A 22,206-nucleotide genomic window follows, 5' to 3' on the forward strand; every position below is an offset into this window, starting at 1 on the left:
CCCCCCCCCCCCCCCCCCCCCCCCCCCCCCCCCCCCCCCCCCCCCCCCCCCCCCCCCCCCCCCCCCCCCCCCCCCTTTTTAATGATACGGCGACCACCGAGATCTACACCGCACTAATGTCGTCGGCAGCGTCAGATGTGGATAAGAGACAGGGCCCAACCCTTGCGCGCGCCCGGCGCGGCAGCCGTGAGCCGGCCGCCGGCACCGGTTGCGAAGGCGCCCATGCAGTCGCCGGCAGCGCCGGCACGGCCCGCCGCGCGCCAGGCGGAGCCGGAATCCGTGCCGCCCTGGGAGCTGGCGGGTGGCAGCGACGTGCCGCCGTGGGAAGAGCTGCCGCCTGACCTGCCGGTCATCGGCCCCTATGACAGCGATCCTGGCTACCGCGACAACGGTTTCAACGAACCGGCAGCGCGTGCCGCCGGGCCGCGCCGGGCGCCCGCGCGCGAGGCCGAGCCGGCGCGCGAGACCGCTCCGGTGCAGCCAGCCGCGGCGCCGGCAGAGTCCGCCAAGTTCGTCGCCCCGCGCCCGCCAGCAGCGGGCGAGGATGGCACCCCGCCGGCCTTCACCGGCGAATGGCCGGTGCTGGCCGCCGGCCTGCCCTTGAAGGGCCTGGCGCAGCAGCTGGCCTACCAGAGCGAACTGACCCAGGTGGTCGGACGTACCTTCCACCTGCGCATCCCGGTCGCGGCCCTGGGCGAGAATGGCGTGTCCGAGCGGCTGCAGCAGGCGCTGTGCGACCACTTCGGCGAGCCGGTGCGCGTGGTCTGCGAAGTCGGCGGGGTTTCCATCACAGCCGCGGCCGCCGATGCCGAGGCGCGCGCCGAGCGCCAGCGCCAAGCCGAGGCCGTGATCGAGGCCGATCCCTTTGTCCAGGGCCTGCTGCGCGATTTTGGCGGCCAGATCGTGCCGGGCTCGATCCAGCCGCGCGCCGCCTGATCCGCGGCCTGCGTTTGCTTTACCGAACTTACTTCACCGAATTTCTTACCGAATCCAGGAGCATTCCATCATGATGAAAGGTCAACTCGCCGGGCTGATGAAGCAAGCCCAGCAGATGCAGGAAAACATGAAGAAGATGCAGGAGCAGCTGGCCCAGATCGAGGTCGAGGGCCAGTCCGGCGCCGGTCTCGTCAAGGTGGTCATGACCTGCAAGAACGACGTCAAGCGCGTCACCATCGACCCCAGCCTGCTGGCCGAGGGCGAAGACAAGGACCTGCTGGAAGACCTGGTCGCCGCCGCCTTCAATGACGCCGTGCGCAAGGCCGAAGCCACCTCCCAGGAAAAGATGGGCTCGATGACCTCGGGCCTGCCGCTGCCCCCGGGCTTCAAGCTGCCGTTCTGAACGCCACTGTGAAGGCATCGTCCCCGACCTCGCTGCAGGCACTGGTCGAAGCGCTGCGGGTGCTGCCCGGCGTCGGGCCCAAGTCCGCCCAGCGCATGGCCTACCACCTGCTGCAGCACGACCGCGAGGGCGCGCGCAAGCTGGGCGATGCGCTGCGCGGCGCGGCGGACCATATCCGCCATTGCCAGCGCTGCAATACCTTCACCGAGCAGGAGATCTGCGAGACCTGCCTGGACGACCGCCGCGACGCCTCGGTGCTGTGCGTGGTGGAAACCCCGGCCGACCAGGTCATGATCGAGCAGACCCTGACCTACCGCGGCAAGTACTTCGTGCTGATGGGCCGGCTCTCGCCGCTGGACGGCATCGGCCCGCGCGAGATCCATCTTGACCGGCTGCTCGCGCGCGCCACCGAGCCCGAGCTGGGCGGCCCGGTCGGCGAAGTCATCGTCGCCACCAACTTCACCAGCGAAGGCGAGGCCACCGCGCACTACATCGGCGAAATGCTCAAGGCGCGCGGCCTCAAGGTGTCGCGCCTGGCGCGCGGCGTGCCGGTGGGCGGCGAGCTGGAGTACGTCGATGCCGGCACCATCGCGCGTGCGGTGATGGACCGCCGCAACCTCTGAGCACGATCGCGCGGGGCCGATTGCCCGCGCGCCGGTCACCGCGTTCTTCCGCCTTCTTCAGTCGCCTGCCTCTCCCATGAACCTGGCCCGCTTCGATCTCGTCACGCTTGGCTTGTTCGTCGCCGTGGCCCGGCAGGGCAGCATCTCGGCCGGCGCGCGCCAGTCGCACCTGGCCGTGGCCGCCGCCAGCAAGCGCATCTCCGACCTGGAAACCGCGGTCGGCGCGCCGCTGTTCTTCCGCCATGCCGCCGGCGTGCAGCTGACCGAGGCCGGCCAGGCCTGCTTCCACCATGCGCTGACCATCCTGCAGGACGTCGAACGCATGGCCGGCGTGATGTCGGACTACGCCTCGGGCGTGCGCGGGCAGGTGCGGGTGTGCGCCAACACCTCGGCGATCACGCAGTTCCTGCCCGACGACCTGGCGTCGTTCATGCAGCGTCATCCCACCATCCGCATCGAGCTGGAAGAGCAGAACAGCCGCGATATCGTCGCCGCGCTGGTCGAGAACCGTGCCGACGTGGGCATCTTTGCCGACCGCACCCCCGCGGCCGGGCTGATGACGATCGAGTACCGGCAGGACGAGCTGGTCATCATCACGCCGCCCAACCATCCGCTGGCCGCGCGCGGCCCGGTGCACTATGCCGATACGCTGGAATTCGACTTCGTCAGCCTGCCGCAGGAAACCTCGCTGGCCGCACGCCTGCTCGAGGAGAGCAGCCGGCTCGACCGGCCGTTCCGGCTGCGCATCCAGGTGCGCAGCTTCGATGCCATGTGCCGCATGGTGATGGCCGGCCTGGGCGTGGGCGTGCTGCCGCGCATCGCTGCCGAGCCGCACGTCAAGTCGATGGGGCTGTCGCTGGTGTCGCTGCAAGACGCCTGGGCGCGCCGCTCGCTGCTGATCGGGCTGCGCGACCCGGCCGGGCTGACAGTCTCGGCCCGTCTGCTGATCACCCACCTGTGCGGGGACCGGGCGCCGTTCTGACGCGCCCGCGCTGAGGCGGCTCCGCAGCCTTTCGCGTTCCGAGAAAGCCCGCTTCTCCGATTGCCGATTCCTGGCAGGCCCCCTGCTGGGGCACACTCCGTTCGAACGCAATGTATGACAAGCCAGTCATTGGGCTTGCCGCACTGCAACAAGACACCGCATCGCACGGAGACACCCCATGGCGCAACAGATCCTCGAGGGCATTCGCGTCCTCGAACTCGGACAACTCATCGCCGGCCCCTTTGCCGCCAAGACCCTGGCCGACTTTGGCGCCCACATCATCAAGGTGGAGCCGCCGGGGCAGGGCGACCCGCTGCGCAAATGGCGCATGCTGCATGAAGGCACCTCGGTCTGGTGGGAGGCGCAGTCGCGCAACAAGGAGTCGATCTGCATCGACCTGCGCCAGCCGGAAGGCCAGGCACTGGTGCGCAAGCTGGCCGCCGAGGCCGACGTGCTGATCGAGAACTTCCGCCCCGGCACCATGGAGAAGTGGGGCCTGGGCTGGGACGTGCTGCATGCCGACAACCCGCGCCTGATCATGCTGCGCGTGTCGGGCTATGGCCAGACCGGGCCGAAGAAGGATGAGCCCGGCTTTGCCGCGGTGGCCGAAGCCATGGCCGGCCTGCGCCACCTGACCGGCGAGCCCGGCCGCGCGCCGGTGCGCGCCGGCCTGTCGCTGGGCGACACCATCGCCGGCCTGCACGGCGCCATGGGCGTGCTGCTGGCGCTGTACCAGCGCGACGCGCGCGGCGGCGAAGGCCAGGTCATCGACGTGGCGCTGTACGAGTCGCTGTTCAACCTGAGCGAAAGTCTGCTGCCGGAATACTCGGCCTTTGGCGCGGTGCGCCAGCCCGCCGGCGGCGCGCTGCCGGGGATCGCGCCGTCCAACGCGTACCCCTGTGCCAGCGGCGAATACGTGCTGGTGGCGGCCAATGGCGACGCCATCTTCAAGCGCATGATGCTGGCCATCGGCCGGCCCGACCTGGCCGACGATCCGTCGCTGGCGCAGAACGATGGCCGCGTGAAGCGCGTCGACGAGATCGATGCCGCCATCGCCGACTGGACCCGCACGCAGACGGTGGACTCGGCGCTGGCGCTGCTGCGCGACGCGCAGGTGCCGTCGGGCCGCATCTATACCGTCAAGGACATTGCCGAAGACCCGCACTACCGCGCCCGCGGCGTGATCGAGTCGGTGACCTCGGCCGGCGGGCTCACGGTGGAAGTGCCGGGCGTGGTGCCCAAGCTGTCGGCCAGCCCCGGCGAGATCCATGACCGCGCGCCGACGCTCGGCGAGCATACCGATACGGTGCTGAAGCAGGCAGGCTTCGACGACGCCGCCATCGCCGACCTGCGTGCGCGCAAGGTGATCGCATGAGCGCCGCCACCAAACTGAGCGGTCCCGCCCGCGTCGAGATCAACGAAGTCGCGCCGCGCGACGGCCTGCAGATCGAGCCGGTGGTGGTGCCGACCGATGCCAAGGTCGCCTTTCTCGACGCGCTGTCGGCCTGCGGCTTTGCCCGCATCGAAGCCACCTCGTTCACCTCGGCCCGCGCCATCCCGGCGCTGGCCGACGCCGAGGCACTGATGCACCGCATGCGGCGCCACCCGGGCGTTCGCTACACCGCGCTGGTGCCCAATCTGCGCGGGCTGGAGCGTGCGCTGTCGTGCCGGCCGGACGAGGTCAACCTGGTGATGTCGGCCAGCGAGACCCACAACCGCGCCAACCTGCGCATGACGCGCGAGCAGTCGCAAGCGCAATTGCTGGCGATGATCGAGGCGGCGCGCGGCGCCGGAGTGCCGGTCAATATTTCGCTGTCGACCGTGTTCGGCTGTCCCTTCGAGGGCGAGGTCGACAGCGCCGCGGTGATGGCACTGGCCACCCGCTTCGCCGAGGCCGGCGCGGACGGCATCACGCTGTGCGACACCACCGGCATGGCCTACCCGGACCAGGTCGCGGCGCTGTGCGAGGCCTTCCAGGCCGCGCTGCCCGATACCGGCCTGACCATCCACCTGCACAACACCCGCGGCATGGGCCTGGCCAATGCCCTGGCTGCCTGGCAGACCGGCGTGACGCGCTTCGACGCGGCCGCCGGCGGCCTGGGTGGCTGCCCTTACGCCCCCGGTGCCAGTGGCAACGTCAGCACCGAAGACCTGGTCCACATGTTCGACTGCATGGGCGTCAAGACCGGCGTCGACCTGGGCGCGCTGCTCGAGGTGGTGGCCGGCATGCCGGCGCTGGTCGGGCGCGACCTCCACAGCCAGCTGCTGAGCGCCGGCCCGCGCCTGCGCACGCACCAGCCGCCGGCCTGGATGGCGGAGCATTTCGCCGGGCAGGCATAGCCGGCACCCAGACAAGAACAACACATCCAACAGATAACGGAGACCCTCATGAAGCAAGCCCTTCAACGCAAGTCCGCCATGCCCGCACGGCGCAAGGCCGTAGCCGCCACGCTGGCGGCACTCGGTGCGGCATGGTTCGCGCCCGTCGCCCTGGCGCAGGACGGTACCTATCCCGCCCGTCCGGTGACGCTGGTGGTATCGGCCGCGGCCGGTGGCACCACCGACATCGCGGCGCGCATGATTGCGGAACCGCTGTCCAAGGCGCTCGGCCAGCCGGTGGTGGTGGACAACCGTCCCGGCGGCAACGGCAGCATCGCCGCGCAACTGGTGGCGCGGGCCAAGCCGGACGGCTACACGCTGATGCTGCAGTACTCGGGCTTCCACGTGATCACGCCGCTGCTGGTCAAGAACCTGTCGTGGGACCCGGTCAAGGACTTTGCGCCGGTGGCCAACATCCTGTCGGCGCCGCAGGTGCTGGTGGTGCGCCCGAGCCTGCCGGTCAAGTCGCTGAAGGAACTGGTGGCCTACGCCAAGGCCAATCCGGACAAGCTCAACTACGCCTCGTCGGGCAACGGCTCGCTGCAGCACGTCTCGACCGAGCTGCTGAACCAGATGGCCGGCACGAAAATCACGCACGTGCCCTACAAGGGTACCGGTCCGGCCATGACCGACCTGCTGGGCGGCTCGGTGGACCTGACCATCACCACGCCGCCGCCGCTGATGGCCCATATCGCCGCCGGCAAGCTGCGTCCGCTGGTGGTGACCAGCAAGACCCGCCTGCCCAGCCTGAAGGACGTGCCGTCGGCGCCCGAGGCCGGCTACCCCGACCTGGACGTGTCGTCGTGGTTCGCGATGTACGCACCGGCAGGCACGCCCAAGCCGGTGATCGACAAGCTGACTGGCGAAATCGACAAGATCATGCGCACCGAAGCCTTCCGCAAGAAGGCCGAGGACCTGGGCGCCGAGGCCAAGTACATGAACCCGCAGCAGCTGGGTCAGTACCAGAAGGCGGAACTCGCGCGCTGGGGCAAGGTGATCAAGTCCGCCGACATCCACGCGGAATGATGGCGCGGGCTGCGGCAAGGTGATCGAAAGGTAAGGGCGTTATGCTGGCGGGTTTGCTAGGTGTTGATACCGATGCGGTGCATCGCACCGTCCGGTAGCATCGCAATTTGCCGCACCGCGGCGCGCCCCCTTCGAGCGCATGTCGCCGCAGCGCCAGTCCACACGGGTAGGAGATCTCGCATGTATAACAAGAAATTCTGGAAGCAATTCCTGATCGCGCTGGCGCTGTTCCTGGCCGGCTGGTTCACCTTCGGCCAGGCGCAGGCACAGGGCAAGCCCGAGAAGACCAAGGTCACCATCGCGGTGGGCGGCAAGAACCTGTTCTATTACCTGCCGCTGACCATTGCCGAGCGCCTCGGCTACTTCAAGGAAGAAGGGCTGGACGTCGAGATCGTCGACTTCGCCGGCGGTGCCAAGGCGCTGCAGGCCGTGGTGGGCGGCAGCGCCGACGTGGTCTCGGGCGCCTACGAGCACACCATCAACCTGCAGGCCAAGGGCCAGCGCTACCAGGAATTCGTGCTGCAGGGCCGCGCCCCGCAGATCGTGCTGGTGGTGTCGAACAAGACCATGCCCAACTTCAAGTCGATCGCCGACCTGAAGGGCAAGAAGATCGGCGTGACCGCGCCGGGTTCGTCGACCAACATGATGGCCAACTTCGTGCTGGCCAAGTCCGGGCTGAAGCCTTCGGACGTGTCGTTCATCGGCGTGGGCGCCAGCGCCGGTGCGGTGGCAGCGATGCGCTCGGGCCAGATCGATGCGATGGCCAACCTGGACCCGGTGATCTCGATGCTGACGCAGAAGAACGAAGTGCGCATCGCCTCGGACACCCGCACGCTCAAGGACACCCAGGCCGTGTTCGGCGGCAACATGCCGTCGGGCTGCCTGTATGCGTCGCAGGCGTTTATCCAGCAGAACCCCAACACCACGCAGGCGCTGACCAATGCCATGGTGCGCGCGCTCAAGTGGCTGCAGAAGGCGGGCCCGTCGGACATCGTCAAGACTGTGCCGGAAAGCTACCTGCTGGGTGACCGCGCGCTGTACCTGGCCGCGTGGGAAAAGGTCAAGGAAGCGATCTCGCCGGACGGCACCATGCCGGCCGACGGCCCGCGCACCGCGTTCAACGCGCTGAGCCAGTTCGACGCCGAGCTCAAGGGCAAGCCGGTCAAGCTGGAAGAGACCTACACCAACGCCTTCGTGCAGAAGGCCAACGCCAAGTACAAGTAAGACCCTCGCCGTCGATGCCATCGGCCCGCTGTCCGCAGCGGGCCTTTGCTTTGAATCCTTGACGGCCAATCCATCATCACCCGCCCGCGCCGCGCCCCCCGGCGCCGCCACGGCGGGACCGAGACGGTTCACCATGAGCACTCCCGCACTTTCCCTCGACAAGGTCACCTGCACTTTTGTCTCGCGCGATGACCGCAGCCAGCGCTATACCGCGGTCCAGGACGTCACGCTGTCGATCCAGCCCGGCGAATTCGTCTCCGTGGTCGGCCCCACCGGCTGCGGCAAATCCACGCTGCTCAACGTCGGCGCCGGCCTGCTGGAACCCTCCAGCGGCGAGATTCGCGTGTTCGGCGAGCCCCTGCGCGGCATCAACCGCCGCGCCGGCTATATGTTCCAGACCGAGGCGCTGATGCCCTGGCGCAGCGCGCTGGACAACGTCGTCGCCGGCCTGGAGTTCCGCGGCGTGGCGCGCGCCGAGGCCGTGCAGCAGGGCGAGGAATGGCTGCGCCGCGTGGGCCTGGGCGGCTTTGGCGACCGCTATCCGCACCAGCTCTCGGGCGGCATGCGCAAGCGTGTTGCGCTGGCGCAGACGCTGGTGCTGGACCCGGACATCATCCTGATGGACGAACCGTTCTCGGCGCTGGATATCCAGACCCGCCAGCTGATGGAGAACGAGGTGCTGGAGCTGTGGGCCGCCAAGCGCAAGGCCGTGCTCTTCATCACCCACGACCTGGACGAGGCCATTGCCATGAGCGACCGTGTGGTGGTGCTGTCGGCCGGCCCCGGCACACACCCGATCGGCGAGTTCGAGATCGACCTGCCGCGCCCGCGCGACGTGGCCGAGATCCGCAACCATCCGCGTTTTGTCGAGCTGCACGCCGCGATCTGGGACGTGCTGCGCGAGGAAGTGCTCAAGGGCTACGCCCAGCAGCGCAAGGTGGCGTGAGCCCTCCAACCTAACAAGACCTGAATCCCGATGGCATTCCGTACTGATTCCAAGGGCATGTTGCGCGTCTGGCAGCTGCTCGTCCTGGTGGTGATCCTCGGCGTGTGGCATATGGCCACGCGCTCGCAGCAGGTTGCCTTTTTCTTCGGCGAACCGCTGATGGTGGCGCAGCGCATCTGGAGCTGGTTTATCGTCGAGCGCGATATCTACCTGCACCTGGGCGTGACGCTGATCGAAACCGTGCTGGCCTTCGGCATCGGCACGGTGGCGGGGCTGGGCGTGGGCCTGTGGCTGGCGCTGAGCCCGATGACCTCGGCCATCCTCGACCCCTACGTCAAGGCCATGAACTCGATGCCGCGCGTGATCCTGGCACCGATCTTCGCGGTCTGGTTCGGCCTGGGCATCTGGTCGAAGGTGGCGCTGGCGGTGACGCTGGTGTTCTTCATCGTCTTCTTCAACGTCTACCAGGGCGTCAAGGAAGTGAGCCCGGTGGTGCTGGCCAACGCGCGCATGCTGGGCGCCAACCAGAAGCAGCTGCTGCGCCATGTCTACCTGCCCAGCGCCACCAGCTGGGTGTTCTCGTCGCTGCATACCTCGGTGGGCCTGGCCTTCGTGGGCGCGGTGGTGGGCGAATACCTGGGCTCGGCGCGCGGCGTGGGCTACCTGATCCTGCAGGCCGAAGGCACCTTCGACATCAATACCGTGTTTGCCGGCATCGTGGTGCTGACGGCGTTTGCGCTGGTGCTGGACTGGATGGTCGGCATGGGTGAGAAGCGGCTGATGAAGTGGCAGCCGAAGAGCGGGGAGACGGAGAAGCTTTGATGCAGGACTTGCCGGTAAGCGTTGCTGGCCGGCGGTTTGCCCCCTCTCCCGCTTGCGGGAGAGGGGGCGCCCAAGCGGTCAAGAGCAAGTCTCGGGTTTGTGGCCGGCAGCGCTGAAGTTTACAGACACCGTTAGCCCGCCTCCGGGCGTATCCGCAAGCTCCACCGCTGCACCATGCAGCCGCGCGATCTCGCGCACGATCGACAGCCCCAGCCCGGTCCCTTCCACGGACTGTCCGCTCTCGCCGCGATAGAAGCGCCGGAACACCGCATCGCGCTCTGCCGGAGCAATGCCGGGGCCGTTGTCGATCACCTGCAGCCGCGGCACGCCGCCGTGCAGCGCCACGCGCACCGTGACCACCGCACCGCGCCCCGCATAGCGGATCGCGTTGTCGATCAGATTGCCCGTCAGCTCCTGCAGCAGCTCCGCCTGCCCGGCGACCTCCACCGACCCTTCCTGCTCGAAGCCCAGGTCGACCTCGCTGCCACGCGCCACCGGCGCCCAGTCCAGTGCCACGCCTTGCGCCAGCGCATCGAGCCGCAGCGGCCCGAGCGTGGGCATATAGCCCGCATCAGGCTCCAGCCGCGACAGCGACAGCAGCTGCTGTACCCCCTTGGAGGCATGGCGCACGGTGCCGTGCAGCAGCCGCATATGCTCGCGCACGCGTTCAGCGTCGCGCTCGCGCAGCGCCAGCTCGGACTGCGCCTGGATGATCGCCAGCGGCGTCTTGAGCTGGTGCGCAGCATCGGCAAAGAAGCGCTTGCGCGCCTGCACCATGCCGTGGAGCCGGTCCATGTACTGGTTCAGCGCCTGCACCAGCGGCTTCATCTCGGCGGGCAGGTCCTTCTGCTCGATCGGGTCGAGCTGCGTGCCGCGTCGCGCCACCGTGTCGGAGAGCCGGTTCAGCGGCCGCAGCCCGCGCCGCACGCCGAGCCAGACGATGCCCAGCGCCAGCGTCACCAGCATCAGCTCCTGCAGCAGCGAGCCGATCAGGATGTCGCGCGCCAGCAGCTGGCGCGGCTCGATGGTTTCGCCCACCAGCACCCACACCAGGCGCGTGCGTGCCGAGCCCACGTCGTGCACCGGCAGCGCCTGGGCCGCCATGCGCAGCGGGTGCTCGCGGAAGACAGTGTCGTAGAACTCGGTGCGGTACAGCCGCAGCGGCGCCTCGGCCGGCATCGGCAGGTCGTCGTAGCCGGTCACGGTTGCGCCGTCCTCGTCGCGGATGCGGTAGAAGATGCGCGGGCCGGCTTGGTCGTCGAAGAGTTCCAGCGCGAGGTTTGGCACGTCGACCTGGAGCCGCCCCTCGCGCAGGCGGATGCCTTCGCGCATTGCGCGCAGCGACGCCTCCAGCGTGCGGTCGAAGGCGATATGCGCGGCAGACATGGCGCGCTCATAGGTCAGCCACGCATCGAAGGCGAGCAGGGCCATCAGCGGCAGCAGCAGCCATAGCGACAGCTGCAGGCGCAGGCTGGGCGCCTGTCGTGGAAGCCTCATGCCGCCGGCCGCGCTTCGAGCAGATAGCCCAGCCCGCGCAGCGTGACGATGGCCACGCCGCTGCCGTCGAGCTTCTTGCGCAGCCGGTGCACGTAGATCTCGATTGCATCCGGGTTGACCGATTCGTCGATGCCGAAGATCTTCTCCGACAGCGCCGCCTTGTTCACCGCGCGCCCATCGCGCAGCAGCAGCACCTCGAGCACGGCGCGTTCGCGCCCGGTCAGCGGCAGCAGCTCGCCGTGCAGCAGGACGGCACGGCTGACGCTGTCGTAGTGCAGCGGGCCGCAGGCGATCTGCGTGCTCTCATGCCCGTGGGCACGGCGGATCAGCGCGCGGGCGCGCGCTTCCAGTTCGGACAGGTCGAAGGGCTTGGCCAGGTAGTCGTCGGCGCCCAGGTCCAGGCCGCGCACGCGGTCTTCGACCGAGCCGTGCGCGGTCAGGATCAGCACCGGCAGCGGGTTGCGGCGCTGGCGCAGGCGGCGCAGCACTTCCAGGCCGTCCAGTCCGGGCAGGCCCAGGTCCAGGATCAGCAGCGCGTAGTCCTGCGTGCTGAGCAGGTTGTCGGCGCTGCGGCCGTCGTGCATGCAGTCGACCGTGAAGCCGGCCTGGCCCAGGGCCTGGCTCAGGGAATTGGCCAGCATCACGTTGTCTTCGGCAAGCAGGATACGCATGGGGCAGGGCAGTCAGGCGGCAATACGGAAATCCGGCCGGAACGGCCGAGGCCAGACAGATACAGGGAAGTGCGCCGGCTTAGAAGCTAGGGAAACCCCCAATCCCGCAGCGGCGCCGTGCCCGCGAAAAGCCTGCATTCCGAAAGCGAACTGAAAGTGCGCGTCCCCTACCATCCGGCCGGCTAATGATTCACACAACAAGCACAAGCAAGGAGATAGCATGAAGCGTAGGGCAATGGCATTCGCAGCGATGGGTCTGGCTGCGGCCGGATCGGCATCCGCCCAATCGAGCGTGACCATGTATGGCCTGGTGGACGCCGGCATCGAATATGTCAGCCACGCGGGTCCGGACGGCTCGGCGGTCAAGCTGACCTCGGGCGGCAAGAACACCTCGCGCTGGGGCATCCGCGGCAGCGAAGACCTGGGCGGCGGCCTGAAGGCGATCTTCGCCCTGGAAAGCGGCATCGCCATCGACACCGGCAGGCTGGACACCGACAACACGCTGTTCGATCGCCGTGCCACGGTGGGCCTGGCAAGCCGCTACGGCCAGGTGGTGCTGGGCCGCACCTTTACCACGACCTACGACTTCATGCTGCCGTTCGACCCGATGGGCTACGCGCCGGCCTATTCGTGGGCTACTTCGTCGACCGCCACCGGCGGCCGCAAGGACGGCCTGTTCTCGCGCGCCTCGAACGCGGTCCGCTATGACGGCAGCTTCGGCGGCCTGAAGCTGGGCGCCACCGTGGCCATGGGCGAGGTGGCGGGGGACTTCAAGAGCTCGTCCAAGTACGCGCTGGGGGTGGGCTACAGCGCCGGCAAGTTTGCCGCGGCCGCCACCTGGGACCGCCAGAACGGCGCCGGCAGCAGCACCACGCCGGCCGACAGCACCGACTACATCCAGGGCATCCATGCCGGCGCCAGCTATGACTTCGGCGACCTGAAGCTGTTTGCCGGCTACCGCAACTACAAGCGCACCTTCACCACCGGCGCGGCGACGGACCGCAGCGACATGTACTGGGGCGGCGCCAGCTATGACTTCACGCCGGCCTTCACGCTGTACGGCGCGGTCTACAAGCAGAACATCAAGGGCGGCAACAACGCCGACCCGATCCTGTTCTCGCTGCGCGGCCAGTACGCGCTGTCCAAGCGCACGCTGGCCTACCTGTCGGTGGGCTATGCTGATGCGCGCAACGGGCAGAACGTCAGCGTCTCGCGCGACCTGGTCGGCTTCGCCAATAACCAGACCGGCGTCATGGCCGGCCTGCAGCACCGCTTCTGAGGAAGGGGCGGCCTGAATGGCCTGAATGGCCGGAATGGCCTCATCGGCCTGTTGGGAACTGCCGGCCGCCTGGCGCATGGGTGTGCGCCATCGAGGGCGGCTGGCAGCTTGAGGTGCGTTGCCTCAGCCGGGCGCAGGGCGTAGCCGCACGCCTTGCGCCCTTCTTTTACCGGCGGGCAGGGCGCGCCGCCGGCGTGCGTGCCGCTCAGGGCACGATCACGATCTTGCCGGTGACCTTGCGCGCTTCCATGTCCTTGAGCGCCTGCGGAGCCTGCTCCAGCGGATAGCGCGCCGAGATATGCGGGCGGATCTTGCCTTCCTTCATCCAGCCCAGCATCTGCGCCATATTGGCCTGGTTGGCCTTGGGCTCGCGCCGCACGAAGTCGCCCCAGAACACGCCCACCAGCGAGGCGCCCTTGAGCAGCGCCAGGTTCAGCGGCAGCTTGGGGATCTCGCCGTTGGCAAAACCCACTACCAGGTAGCGGCCGCGCCAGCCGATCGAACGGAAGGCCGGTTCGGCATAGATGCCGCCCACCGGGTCATAGATCACGTCCGGACCCTTGCCATCGGTCAGCGCCTTGATGCGTTCGCGCAGGTCCTCGGTGCTGTAGTTGATCAGCGCGTCGGCGCCGTGCTCCTTGCACACCGCCAGCTTCTCGTCGGTCGAGGCGGCGGCGATCACGCGCGCGCCGATGGCCTTGCCGATCTCGATCGCCGCCAGGCCCACGCCGCCGGCCGCGCCCAGCACCAGCATGGTCTGGCCGGCCTTCAGCTCGCCCCGGTCGATGACCGCGTGGTGTGAGGTGCCGTAGGTCAGCGTGAACGCCGCCGCGGTCTCGAAGTCGATGCCGGGCGGCATCGGCACCACCGACGCCGCAGGCGCCTTGGCCTGGCTGGCGAACGCGCCGTTGCCCAGGTAGGCGATCACCTTGTCGCCGGGCTTGACGTGGGTGACGCCTTCGCCGACCGCATTGACCACGCCGGCCAGCTCCGAGCCCGGGCTGAACGGCAGGGCAGGCTTGGCCTGGTATTTGTTCTGGATGATGAGCACATCCGGGAAGTTGACGGCGGCCGCCTTGACGTCGATGACCACTTCGCCCTTGGCCGGCACCAGGTCAGGCAGGGTTTCGATGGTCAGCGAATCGGGCGGGCCCCAGGCTTTGCACAGTACGGCTTTCATCTTGTCTCCGGTGATGTTGGTGGCATTTCACGCCAGTCAAGCTTATGCGGGCGGGCAGGGCAAGTGTAGCGTAGAAATAGCACGGTCGTTCTGTTCCATGTCCAAGCTATGGAGGTGGTTATTTGCGGGCTGCATACAGCGCCAGAAACGTGCTTTCAGGGCGGCGCACGGGCCGCTTGCGCGCGCGCGCTCAGGTACAATCGCGCCATGCATATCCTTCTCGCCAACGACGACGGTTATCTCGCGCCGGGACTGGCCGTTTTGCATGCCGCGCTCGCGCCGCTGGGCCGGATCACGGTCATCGCGCCGGAGCAGAACCATAGCGGTGCCTCCAACTCCCTGACCCTGCAGCGGCCGCTGTCGATCTACGAAGCGCGCGAAGGCGTGCAAAAAGGTTTTCGCTTCGTCAACGGAACACCGACCGACTGCGTGCATATCGCACTGACGGGCCTGCTGGAAGAGAAACCCGACCTGGTGGTGTCCGGCATCAACCAGGGACAGAACATGGGCGAAGACGTGCTGTACTCCGGCACCGTCGCCGCCGCCATCGAGGGCTACCTGCTGGGCATTCCGTCGGTCGCCTTCTCGCAGGTGGACAAGGGCTGGGAGCACCTGGACGCCGCGGCACGCGTGGCGCGCACCGTGGTGGAGCGCATCATCGGCACGCCGCCGGCCGAGCCGTTCCTGCTCAACGTCAATATCCCGAACCTGCCGTTCGAACATATCAAGGGCTACCGTGCCACGCGCCTGGGCAAGCGCCATCCGTCGCAGCCGGTGATCACGCAGGTCAATCCGCGCGGCGACACCAACTACTGGATCGGTCCGGCGGGCGATGCGCGCGATGCCAGCGAGGGTACCGATTTCCATGCAGCTGCGGCGGGCTATGTTTCGCTCACGCCGTTGCAGCTCGACCTGACGCACCGCGGGCAGCTCGACGCGCTCGACCAGTGGTTGAAGTAGGCCACCGATCCGCAGTGTCGCGCCCCCGATGAGCACCACGCCCCCTCGCAACAAGTTTCCGCTGCCGCTCGACGCGGTAGTCGAGCGCAAGCCCGCACCGGCCCGCACCGCCGGCTTGCCTGCCGTGGGCACGCCGCGGCCGGCCGCGCCCACACCGGCGCCAGCCAAGCAGGCCAAGCCGCGCCTGCCGCGCACCGCCGCACCGGCGCCCGCGCCGGTGCCTGCAAGCGCGGTCGAGCAACGCGCCTCGGCGGCCACCGCGGGCGGCGGCGGCATGGCCTCGGCGCGCGCGCGCGCGGCGCTGGCGGCGCGGCTGCGTGCCGCGGGCATCCGCGACGAGCGCGTGCTGTCGGCCATTGCCACCGTGCCGCGCCACCTGTTCGTCGAGCCGGGACTGGCATCGCAGGCGTATGAGGACGCCGCGCTGCCGATCGGCCACCAGCAGACCATTTCCAAGCCGTCGGTGGTGGCGCGCATGATCGAGCTGCTGCGCGAGGGCCTGGCCGCCGACGCGCCGCTGGAGCGCGTGCTCGAGATCGGCACCGGCTGCGGCTACCAGGCTGCGGTGCTGAGCCAGGTCGCGCGCGAGGTCTTCTCGATCGAGCGCATCCGCCCGCTGCACGAGCAGGCCAAGGCCAACCTGCGGCCGCTGCGCGTGCCCAACCTGCGCCTGCACTACGGCGACGGCATGCTGGGGCTGCCCCAGGCGGCGCCGTTTTCGGCCATCATCCTGGCCGCGGCCGGCATGGAGGTGCCCGAGGCGCTGCTGGAGCAGCTGGCCATCGGGGGGCGCCTGATCGCCCCGGTGGCGGTGATGCCGCCGGCGGGCGTGCCAGGCCAGACCGTCACGCAGCAGCTGTTGCTGATCGAGCGGCGCAACCGCCATCGATTTCACAGAACCGCGCTTGAAGCCGTTTTCTTTGTGCCCTTAAAATCGGGCACCATCTGAGTCGAACTATGCACAACATCGTGAAATCGCAATATTTCGCACGCGCCGGACAACTTTTTGCGGCCTCGGCGCTGACGGCCCTGCTGGCCGCCTGCGCCAATTCGCCGATGCCGGCACCTGTGGTTGACCGTACCTCCACTTCCGGTACCACGGCCGCGACGCTGGAACCGGCACCCCCCGGATACTATCGGGTCAAGCGAGGCGATACCCTTTACCGAATCGCGCTGGAGAACGGCCAGTCGTATCGCGATGTGGCAACGTGGAACAACCTGACCAATGTGAACCAGATCGAGGTCGGCCAGCTGCTGCGCATCGTGCCGCCGGGTGCCGACGTCAACACTGCGCCCGGCGTGGCCACCATGCCGGTGGCGCCGGGCACGGTGCAGGCGCAGCCGATCGACCAGGCCCGCCCGGCCGCCACGCCGGTGCCTCCGGCCGCGGCCGCTTCGGCGCCTGCGGCAACGCCCGCCGCGCCCGCCGCGGCCGCCGCGCCGGTCACCGATGGCTCGATGAAGCTGGCCTGGCCGGCAACCGGCCAGACGGTCGGGAAGTTCGACGACAAGGGTAATAAAGGCATCGATATTGCGGGTAAGAAGGGCGATGCGGTGCTGGCCGCGGACGATGGTCGGGTGATTCACGTTGGCCCCTTGCGCGGCTACGGGAATCTTGTCATCATCAAACACAACGAGACATTTCTTACTGCTTACGGGCACAACGACAAGGTGCTCGTGGCTGAGCAATCCGCGGTCCGAAAAGGCCAGAAGATTGCGGAGATGGGCAACAGCGATACCGACCGGGTAAAGCTTCACTTCGAAGTCCGCAAGAACGGAAAACCGGTTGATCCGATGCGGTACCTGCCGCCACAGTGAGGGTTCATGCCACGCCAGAAAACTGTCTCCTCCGGAACCGTAAGCAGGGCTCGCCGTCCCAAGCAGCCGGAAGTGAAGGCTGGTGTGGCACATCCCGACGCGCGCGCCGATGCTGAAGGCTTCGAGCCTGATCTCGCCGCCGAACTGATTCCTGTGACCGACGAGCCCATCGCCACGTCCACTTCGGTGGGCCTGCGCGAGGCCGACCTGCTTGCCGACGACAGTGAGCGCATCGTGCGCGACGACGATGAGGACGAGTCGGAAGACGAGGAAGAAGAGAGCGCGGAAAATGGCACCGACAGTGCCGCCCCCGAGCATGATGATTTCCGCACCGTGCTGCATACCGAGCTGGCCGCGGACACCGTCCAGCACTACCTGAACCGCATCAGCATCAAGCCGCTGCTGTCGGCCCCGGAAGAGCTGCATTTTTCCACGCTGGCCAAGGACGGCGACTTTGCCGCGCGCCAGGTCATGATCGAGCGCAACCTGCGGCTGGTGGTCAGTATCGCCAAGGGCTACCTCAATCGCGGCGTGCCGCTGCTCGACCTGATCGAGGAAGGCAATCTCGGCCTGATGCACGCGATTGAAAAATTCGATCCGTCGCGCGGTTTCCGCTTCTCGACGTACGCGACCTGGTGGATCCGCCAGAGCATCGAGCGCGCCATCATGAACCAGGCGCGCACGGTCCGCCTGCCGGTCCACGTGATCCGCGAACTCAACCAGGTGCTGCGCGCCAAGCGCCATCTGGAGAAGGGCGGCACCGACGGGCGCGACGCCAGCCTTGAAGACATCGCCCACCTGCTGGGCAAGACGCCGGACGAAGTGCAGGACGTCCTGGCACTCAACGAACATACCACCTCGCTCGATACGCCGTTCGATCTCGATCCCGGCTCGAGCCTCCTGGATTTCCTCTCCGACGAGCACAACGCCGCCCCCGACCAGGAGGTGGCGCACCGCGAGCTGGAAGGGCTGATGAAGCTCTGGCTGGCGCGCCTGTCGGAAAAGCATCGCTATGTGGTGGAGCGCCGCTTCGGCCTCAACCATATCGAGCCCGCCACGCTGGAAGAGCTGGCCGAGGAAATGGGCCTCACGCGCGAGCGCGTGCGCCAGATCCAGCAGGAGGCGCTGGTCAAGCTCAAGCGGCATTTCGCTTCGCAAGGTGTCAGGAAGGACGCTGTTCTATGACCCCTGTGCTGGTATTCGACATCGAGACCATTCCCGATGTTGCCGGCCTGCGCCGTTTGCATGACCATCCCGATGCGATGAGCGACGCCGAAGTCGCCGAGCATGCGTTTGCCGCCCGCCGCGAAAAGACCGGCAGCGATTTTCTCCCGCACTACCTGCAGCGCATCGCCGCGATTTCCTGCGTGCTGCGCCGCACGCACCGCGACGGCTCGGCGGTGTTCCACGTCGGCTCGCTCGGCACGCCGGAAGACGGCGAGGCCACGCTGATCCAGAAGTTCTATGAACTGATCGCGCGCTACAGCCCGCAACTGGTTTCATGGAACGGCGGCGGCTTTGACCTGCCGGTGCTGCATTATCGCGGCCTGGTCAACGGCGTCACCGCGCCGCGCTACTGGGAGATGGGCGAGGGCCGCGACGACGACAGCCGCGACTTCAAGTGGAACAACTACATCAGCCGCTACCACATGCGGCACCTGGACCTGATGGACCTGCTGGCCATGTACCAGCCCCGCGCCAGCGCGCCGCTGGATGACCTGGCCAAGCTGTGCGGCTTTCCGGGCAAGATGGGGATGGACGGCAGCAAGGTCTGGCAGGCGTTCCAGGCCGGCCAGCTCGACGAGATCCGCGCCTATTGCGAGACCGACGTCGTCAACACCTACCTGATGTACTGCCGCTTCCAGCTGATGCGCGGCGGCATGTCGCCGCGCGAGTTCGACATCGAGATGGAGTTCGTCCAGGAGTCATTGGCCGAGCTGCCCGGCGAGCAGTGGATGGAATACCTGCAGGCATTCCGGCTGCAGCGTCTCACGCCCGAAGCCGAAGACCTCGACTGAGCACGGCGGCGACGCGCCGCCGACACGAATTCACAAATCCAGCGACAGCAGGATCGGCTGGTGGTCCGAGTTGGCCGTATCGGCATCGACCTCGCAGCGCCGGATCCGCCCGGCGAGATTCTCGGTCACGAACATGAAATCGCAGGCGAACGGCGGCTCCGGCCATTGCTCCTTGTCGTACAGGGCGCAGGTCGGCGCATGCGGCTGGCCTGGGTGTGTGTGCAGCCAGGCATCGCGCCAGGGCGGCGTGGCATCGTCAAAGGGCTCGAGCACACGGCGGTAGGCGATATCGTCAGGCTTGCTATTGAAGTCGCCGCACAGGACGGCCTCGGCCGGGCGCGGCTCCGGCGTGAACGGGCCCGGCCATTTCTCGCTGCGGCCTGGGCGGCGCGCATGGTCGCAGGCTTCGGCGTGCCAGGTGCGCAAGGCTTCGGCCTGGGCGGCGCGCTGGTGTGATGAGTAATACTCCAGGTGCGTGCAGATCACGCGCAGCCGCCGGGTGCTGACTTCGACCGAGGCTTCCAGCGCCACGCGCGGCATCGAGGCCACCTGCGGGTCCGCCGGCCAGGGCAGGGCGTGGCGGAAGACTTCGCGCACCGGCAGGCGCGTGGCGATGAGGTTGCCGAACTGCTTGCGTCCTCCGGTGGCGGTGCGCCGGTCGACACCAGGCGCGTAGAGCAGGTGGTAGCCGGGCAGCAGGGCAGTCAGCTCCGTCACCTGGTCTTCCCCCGGGCTGCCACGCAGTTCACCGAAGCCGCGCGTGACCTCCTGCAGGCAGATGACGTCGGCATCGGCAATGCCGCGCAAGGTGTCGACCTGCCGGCCCAGGTCGACATGCCCGTCGGCGCCGCGACCCCATTGGATATTCCAGGAAATCAGTTCCATTTGCCGTCTCCGTCACGTCGCCGGGAAGCAGCCGCCGATGCCGGCCTGGTCTGGCATACAATCCCGCTTTCACAAAACAATACGTCAGGTTTCGTCTGGTGTCCCAAGCCGTGTCCTCCCCACAAGAAACGCCGGCAGCCCCGGCCGCTGTTGCCGATCAAGGTGCTGCTCCCGTCGCAAAAGAGTCCCGTGTCCGCGCCGACGCTGGCGCCCCCGCGGCCGATCCCGTGGTGTCGATCGACAGCCTCGACATGGAGGCCCGCGGCGTTGGCCGCCTGCTGAATGAGGACGGCACGCCCGGCAAGGTGATCTTCGTCGAAGGCGCGCTGCCCGGCGAGACCGTCAGCTACCGCAGCTTTCGCCGCAAGCCCAGCTACGAGCAGGCCCACCTGGTCGAGGTCCGGCAGGAATCGGTGATGCGCGTGAAGCCCGGCTGCCAGCATTTCGGGGTCTGCGGCGGGTGCTCGATGCAGCATCTCGATTCGCGTGCCCAGCTGGCGATCAAGCAGCGCGTGCTGGAAGACAACCTGTGGCACCTGTCCAAGGTGAAGCCCGACGTGGTGTTCCGTCCCATCGCCGGGCCGGACTGGGGCTATCGCTACCGCGCGCGGCTGACTGTGCGCCATGTGGCCAAGAAGGGTGGGGTGCTGGTCGGCTTCCATGAGCGCAAGAGCAGCTATGTGGCCGACATGACCCGTTGCGAGATCCTGCCGCCGCACGTGTCGGCCATGCTGGTGCCGCTGCGCGAGCTGGTCGGCGGCCTGTCGATCCGCGACCGCATGCCGCAGATCGAGCTGGCCGTGGGGCAGGAAGTCACCGCGCTGGTGCTGCGCATCCTGGAGCCGCTGACCGATGCCGACAAGGACCTGCTGCGCGCCTTCGCCGACCAGCACAAGGTGCAGTTCTGGCTGCAGCCCAAGGGCCCGGATACGGTCTACCCGTTCTACCCGGCCGATGCCGAGCTGGCCTATACGCTGCCGGAATTCGGCATCCGCATGCCGTTCAAGCCGACCGATTTCACCCAGGTGAATCACCAGATCAACCGCGTGCTGATCGGCCGCGCGCTGCGCTTGCTGGACGCGCAGCCGCAGGACCGCCTGCTCGACCTGTTCTGCGGCATCGGCAACTTCACGCTGCCGCTGGCCACGCAGGGCAAGTCGGTGATGGGCATCGAAGGCAGCGAGGCGCTGACCACGCGTGCGCTGGCCAACGCCGAATACAACGGGCTGGCGGCCAGGACCGAGTTTGCATGCCGCAACCTGTTCGAGGTCACGGCCGAGGACATTGCCGCGCTGGGCCGCTTTGACCGCTGGCTGGTCGATCCGCCGCGCGAAGGCGCGCTGGCCGTGTGCAAGGCGCTGGGCGAACTGGCGCAGCAGGGCAGCAACGTGCTGCCGCAGCGCATCGTCTACGTCTCGTGCAGCCCAGCCACGCTGGCGCGCGACGCCGGCCTGCTGGTGCACGGGGCGGGCTACCGGCTCGCCGGCGCGGGCGTGGTCAACATGTTCCCGCACACCTCGCACGTGGAGTCGATCGCGGTGTTCGAGCGCGGCTGATCGCGCAAGTCGCACCAAAGAAAAACCGGCCATCAGGCCGGTTTTTTCATGCTGCAGGGGAGGTTGCCGTCACTCGCGGCTGCCGCCGAAGATGCCCAGCAGCGCCAGCAGGTTGACGAAGACATTGTACACGTCCAGGTAGATTGCCAGCGTGGCGGTGATGTAGTTGGTCTCGCCGCCGTTTACCACGCGCTGCACATCGAACAGGATGTACGCCGAGAAGATACCGATGGCGATCACCGACACCGTGATCATCAGCGAGGGCAGCTGCAGCCAGATATTGGCGACGCTGGCCAGGATCAGCAGGATCACGCCGACGAACAGGAACTTGCCCAGGCCGGAGAAATCACGCTTGCTGACCGTGGCGATGGTCGCCATTGCGCCGAATACCGCCGCCGTGCCGCCAAAGGCATACATGATCAGCGCCGGCCCGTTGGAGAACTGCAGCGTCACGCCGATCAGCCGCGACAGCATTAGCCCCATGAAGAACGTGAAGGCCAGCAGCAGGACCACGCCCATGCTGCTGTTCTTGGTCTTCTCGATACCGTAGAAGAACCCGAACGCAATGCCCAGGAACAGGATCAGCGACAGGAACGGGTTGCCCGCCATGAAGCTGAAGCCGGTGGCCACGCCGATCCACGCGCCGAGCACGGTGGGGATCATCGAGAGGGCCAGCAGCCAGTAAGTGTTGCGCAAGACCCGGTTGCGAACGACGACGTCAGTGACGGTCGACGCACTGTTGCCGAAACCGTAGGTGTTCAGCTTGTTATCCATGGTGACTCCTGTCTCAAAACGGTGAGGCGCCGGGCTGCGAGGCTTCGGATGCGAAGATTCGTATGGAACCCGGACGGAACCATCGTCAATGTGGCACCTGGGGGGCTAAATTGCAAGGGCGAGGTAACCCATGAGTCACCTATTGCATGCTTTGCGCCGTTCGGTGCCGCTCACATTGGATGTTAGCCGGGGCGGCGTGTTCCTGGCATGACAAGGTTGTAATGTGC

General features: G+C 67.7%; 21 protein-coding genes and 1 pseudogene. 17 read left to right on the forward strand and 5 right to left on the reverse strand.

The features are described 5' to 3' along the window. Positions 1-144 precede the first annotated feature (144 nt). From AC1Q6V_RS29370 to AC1Q6V_RS29415, 10 genes and pseudogenes are all read left to right on the forward strand, one after another. Positions 145-936, forward strand: a pseudogene (locus tag AC1Q6V_RS29370) (DNA polymerase III subunit gamma/tau); the annotation flags it as partial. Positions 937-1,006: 70 nt separating this feature from the next. Then, a complete protein-coding gene (locus AC1Q6V_RS29375; RefSeq protein ID WP_010814258.1) occupies positions 1,007-1,339 on the forward strand; it encodes a YbaB/EbfC family nucleoid-associated protein in 333 nt (110 codons plus the stop codon). An 8-nt stretch (positions 1,340-1,347) separates the two neighbouring features. After that, a complete protein-coding gene (gene recR, locus AC1Q6V_RS29380; protein WP_010814257.1) occupies positions 1,348-1,962 on the forward strand; it encodes a recombination mediator RecR in 615 nt (204 codons plus the stop codon). A 76-nt stretch (positions 1,963-2,038) separates the two neighbouring features. Then, positions 2,039-2,944 carry a LysR family transcriptional regulator gene (locus AC1Q6V_RS29385; RefSeq protein ID WP_010814256.1) on the forward strand — a complete coding sequence of 302 codons (906 nt, stop codon included), beginning with the start codon at positions 2,039-2,041 and terminating at the stop codon, positions 2,942-2,944. A 178-nt stretch (positions 2,945-3,122) separates the two neighbouring features. Then, entirely contained in the window at positions 3,123-4,319 is a 1,197-nt protein-coding gene (locus AC1Q6V_RS29390; RefSeq protein WP_010814255.1) for a CaiB/BaiF CoA transferase family protein, read from the forward strand. Beyond that, a complete protein-coding gene (locus AC1Q6V_RS29395) occupies positions 4,316-5,284 on the forward strand; it encodes a hydroxymethylglutaryl-CoA lyase (RefSeq protein WP_010814254.1) in 969 nt (322 codons plus the stop codon). The genes AC1Q6V_RS29390 and AC1Q6V_RS29395 overlap by 4 nt, the downstream gene beginning before the upstream one ends. 48 nt (positions 5,285-5,332) lie before the next feature. Then, on the forward strand, positions 5,333-6,349 hold the full coding sequence (locus tag AC1Q6V_RS29400; RefSeq protein ID WP_011615631.1) for a Bug family tripartite tricarboxylate transporter substrate binding protein: 1,017 nt from the start codon (positions 5,333-5,335) through the stop codon (positions 6,347-6,349). A 180-nt stretch (positions 6,350-6,529) separates the two neighbouring features. Next, positions 6,530-7,573 (forward strand): ABC transporter substrate-binding protein, encoded by a 1,044-nt coding sequence (locus tag AC1Q6V_RS29405; protein WP_010814252.1) that lies wholly within the window; start codon positions 6,530-6,532, stop codon positions 7,571-7,573. Between the two features lie 133 nt (positions 7,574-7,706). Further along, positions 7,707-8,519, forward strand: coding sequence for an ABC transporter ATP-binding protein (locus AC1Q6V_RS29410; RefSeq protein WP_010814251.1), 813 nt, complete (start codon positions 7,707-7,709; stop codon positions 8,517-8,519). A gap of 30 nt (positions 8,520-8,549) precedes the next feature. Next, the gene (locus AC1Q6V_RS29415) at positions 8,550-9,341 is read left to right on the forward strand and encodes an ABC transporter permease (RefSeq protein ID WP_010814250.1); all 792 of its coding nucleotides are present in this window, start codon (positions 8,550-8,552) and stop codon (positions 9,339-9,341) included. A 78-nt stretch (positions 9,342-9,419) separates the two neighbouring features. Here the strand turns inward: AC1Q6V_RS29415 and AC1Q6V_RS29420 are convergent, their stop codons facing one another. Together AC1Q6V_RS29420 and AC1Q6V_RS29425 are read right to left on the reverse strand one after the other, a co-directional pair. Further along, positions 9,420-10,838 (reverse strand): sensor histidine kinase, encoded by a 1,419-nt coding sequence (locus AC1Q6V_RS29420; RefSeq protein ID WP_010814249.1) that lies wholly within the window; start codon positions 10,836-10,838, stop codon positions 9,420-9,422. Then, positions 10,835-11,509 carry a response regulator gene (locus AC1Q6V_RS29425; RefSeq protein WP_010814248.1) on the reverse strand — a complete coding sequence of 225 codons (675 nt, stop codon included), beginning with the start codon at positions 11,507-11,509 and terminating at the stop codon, positions 10,835-10,837. The genes AC1Q6V_RS29420 and AC1Q6V_RS29425 overlap by 4 nt, the downstream gene beginning before the upstream one ends. Positions 11,510-11,729: 220 nt before the next feature. Here AC1Q6V_RS29425 and AC1Q6V_RS29430 point away from each other — a divergent pair, with 220 nt between their 5' ends. Beyond that, the gene (locus tag AC1Q6V_RS29430; protein ID WP_037024946.1) at positions 11,730-12,788 is read left to right on the forward strand and encodes a porin; all 1,059 of its coding nucleotides are present in this window, start codon (positions 11,730-11,732) and stop codon (positions 12,786-12,788) included. 205 nt (positions 12,789-12,993) lie between these two features. Here the strand turns inward: AC1Q6V_RS29430 and AC1Q6V_RS29435 are convergent, their stop codons facing one another. After that, positions 12,994-13,968, reverse strand: a complete 975-nt coding sequence (locus AC1Q6V_RS29435; RefSeq protein WP_010814246.1) for an NADPH:quinone oxidoreductase family protein — start codon at positions 13,966-13,968, stop codon at positions 12,994-12,996. 207 nt (positions 13,969-14,175) lie between these two features. Here AC1Q6V_RS29435 and surE point away from each other — a divergent pair, with 207 nt between their 5' ends. From surE to AC1Q6V_RS29460, 5 genes are read left to right on the forward strand one after another with little or no spacing between them, the layout of a single operon-like run. Next, positions 14,176-14,928 (forward strand): 5'/3'-nucleotidase SurE, encoded by a 753-nt coding sequence (surE, locus tag AC1Q6V_RS29440; RefSeq protein WP_010814245.1) that lies wholly within the window; start codon positions 14,176-14,178, stop codon positions 14,926-14,928. 28 nt (positions 14,929-14,956) lie between these two features. Further along, complete coding sequence (locus AC1Q6V_RS29445) at positions 14,957-15,877, forward strand: protein-L-isoaspartate(D-aspartate) O-methyltransferase (protein WP_058697190.1); 921 nt, start codon at positions 14,957-14,959, stop codon at positions 15,875-15,877. An 8-nt stretch (positions 15,878-15,885) separates the two neighbouring features. Next, the gene (locus tag AC1Q6V_RS29450; RefSeq protein WP_058697189.1) at positions 15,886-16,746 is read left to right on the forward strand and encodes a peptidoglycan DD-metalloendopeptidase family protein; all 861 of its coding nucleotides are present in this window, start codon (positions 15,886-15,888) and stop codon (positions 16,744-16,746) included. 6 nt (positions 16,747-16,752) lie between these two features. Further along, positions 16,753-17,931 (forward strand): RNA polymerase sigma factor RpoS, encoded by a 1,179-nt coding sequence (rpoS, locus tag AC1Q6V_RS29455; RefSeq protein WP_011615628.1) that lies wholly within the window; start codon positions 16,753-16,755, stop codon positions 17,929-17,931. Further along, on the forward strand, positions 17,928-18,764 hold the full coding sequence (locus AC1Q6V_RS29460; RefSeq protein WP_058697188.1) for a 3'-5' exonuclease: 837 nt from the start codon (positions 17,928-17,930) through the stop codon (positions 18,762-18,764). The genes rpoS and AC1Q6V_RS29460 overlap by 4 nt, the downstream gene beginning before the upstream one ends. A 30-nt stretch (positions 18,765-18,794) precedes the next feature. Here AC1Q6V_RS29460 and AC1Q6V_RS29465 read toward each other — a convergent pair whose 3' ends face one another. Continuing rightward, entirely contained in the window at positions 18,795-19,649 is an 855-nt protein-coding gene (locus AC1Q6V_RS29465) for an endonuclease/exonuclease/phosphatase family protein (protein ID WP_058697187.1), read from the reverse strand. 227 nt (positions 19,650-19,876) lie between these two features. Between AC1Q6V_RS29465 and rlmD the strand changes: the two genes are divergently transcribed. Next, positions 19,877-21,205 (forward strand): 23S rRNA (uracil(1939)-C(5))-methyltransferase RlmD, encoded by a 1,329-nt coding sequence (gene rlmD / locus AC1Q6V_RS29470; RefSeq protein ID WP_041687438.1) that lies wholly within the window; start codon positions 19,877-19,879, stop codon positions 21,203-21,205. Positions 21,206-21,274: 69 nt separating this feature from the next. On the opposite strand, the gene AC1Q6V_RS29475 is transcribed toward rlmD, so the two are convergent. Continuing rightward, a complete protein-coding gene (locus AC1Q6V_RS29475) occupies positions 21,275-21,979 on the reverse strand; it encodes a Bax inhibitor-1/YccA family protein (protein ID WP_010809421.1) in 705 nt (234 codons plus the stop codon). Between the last annotated feature and the right edge of the window lie 227 nt (positions 21,980-22,206).

Source organism: Cupriavidus sp. GW823-FHT07B10 (assembly GCF_058794355.1).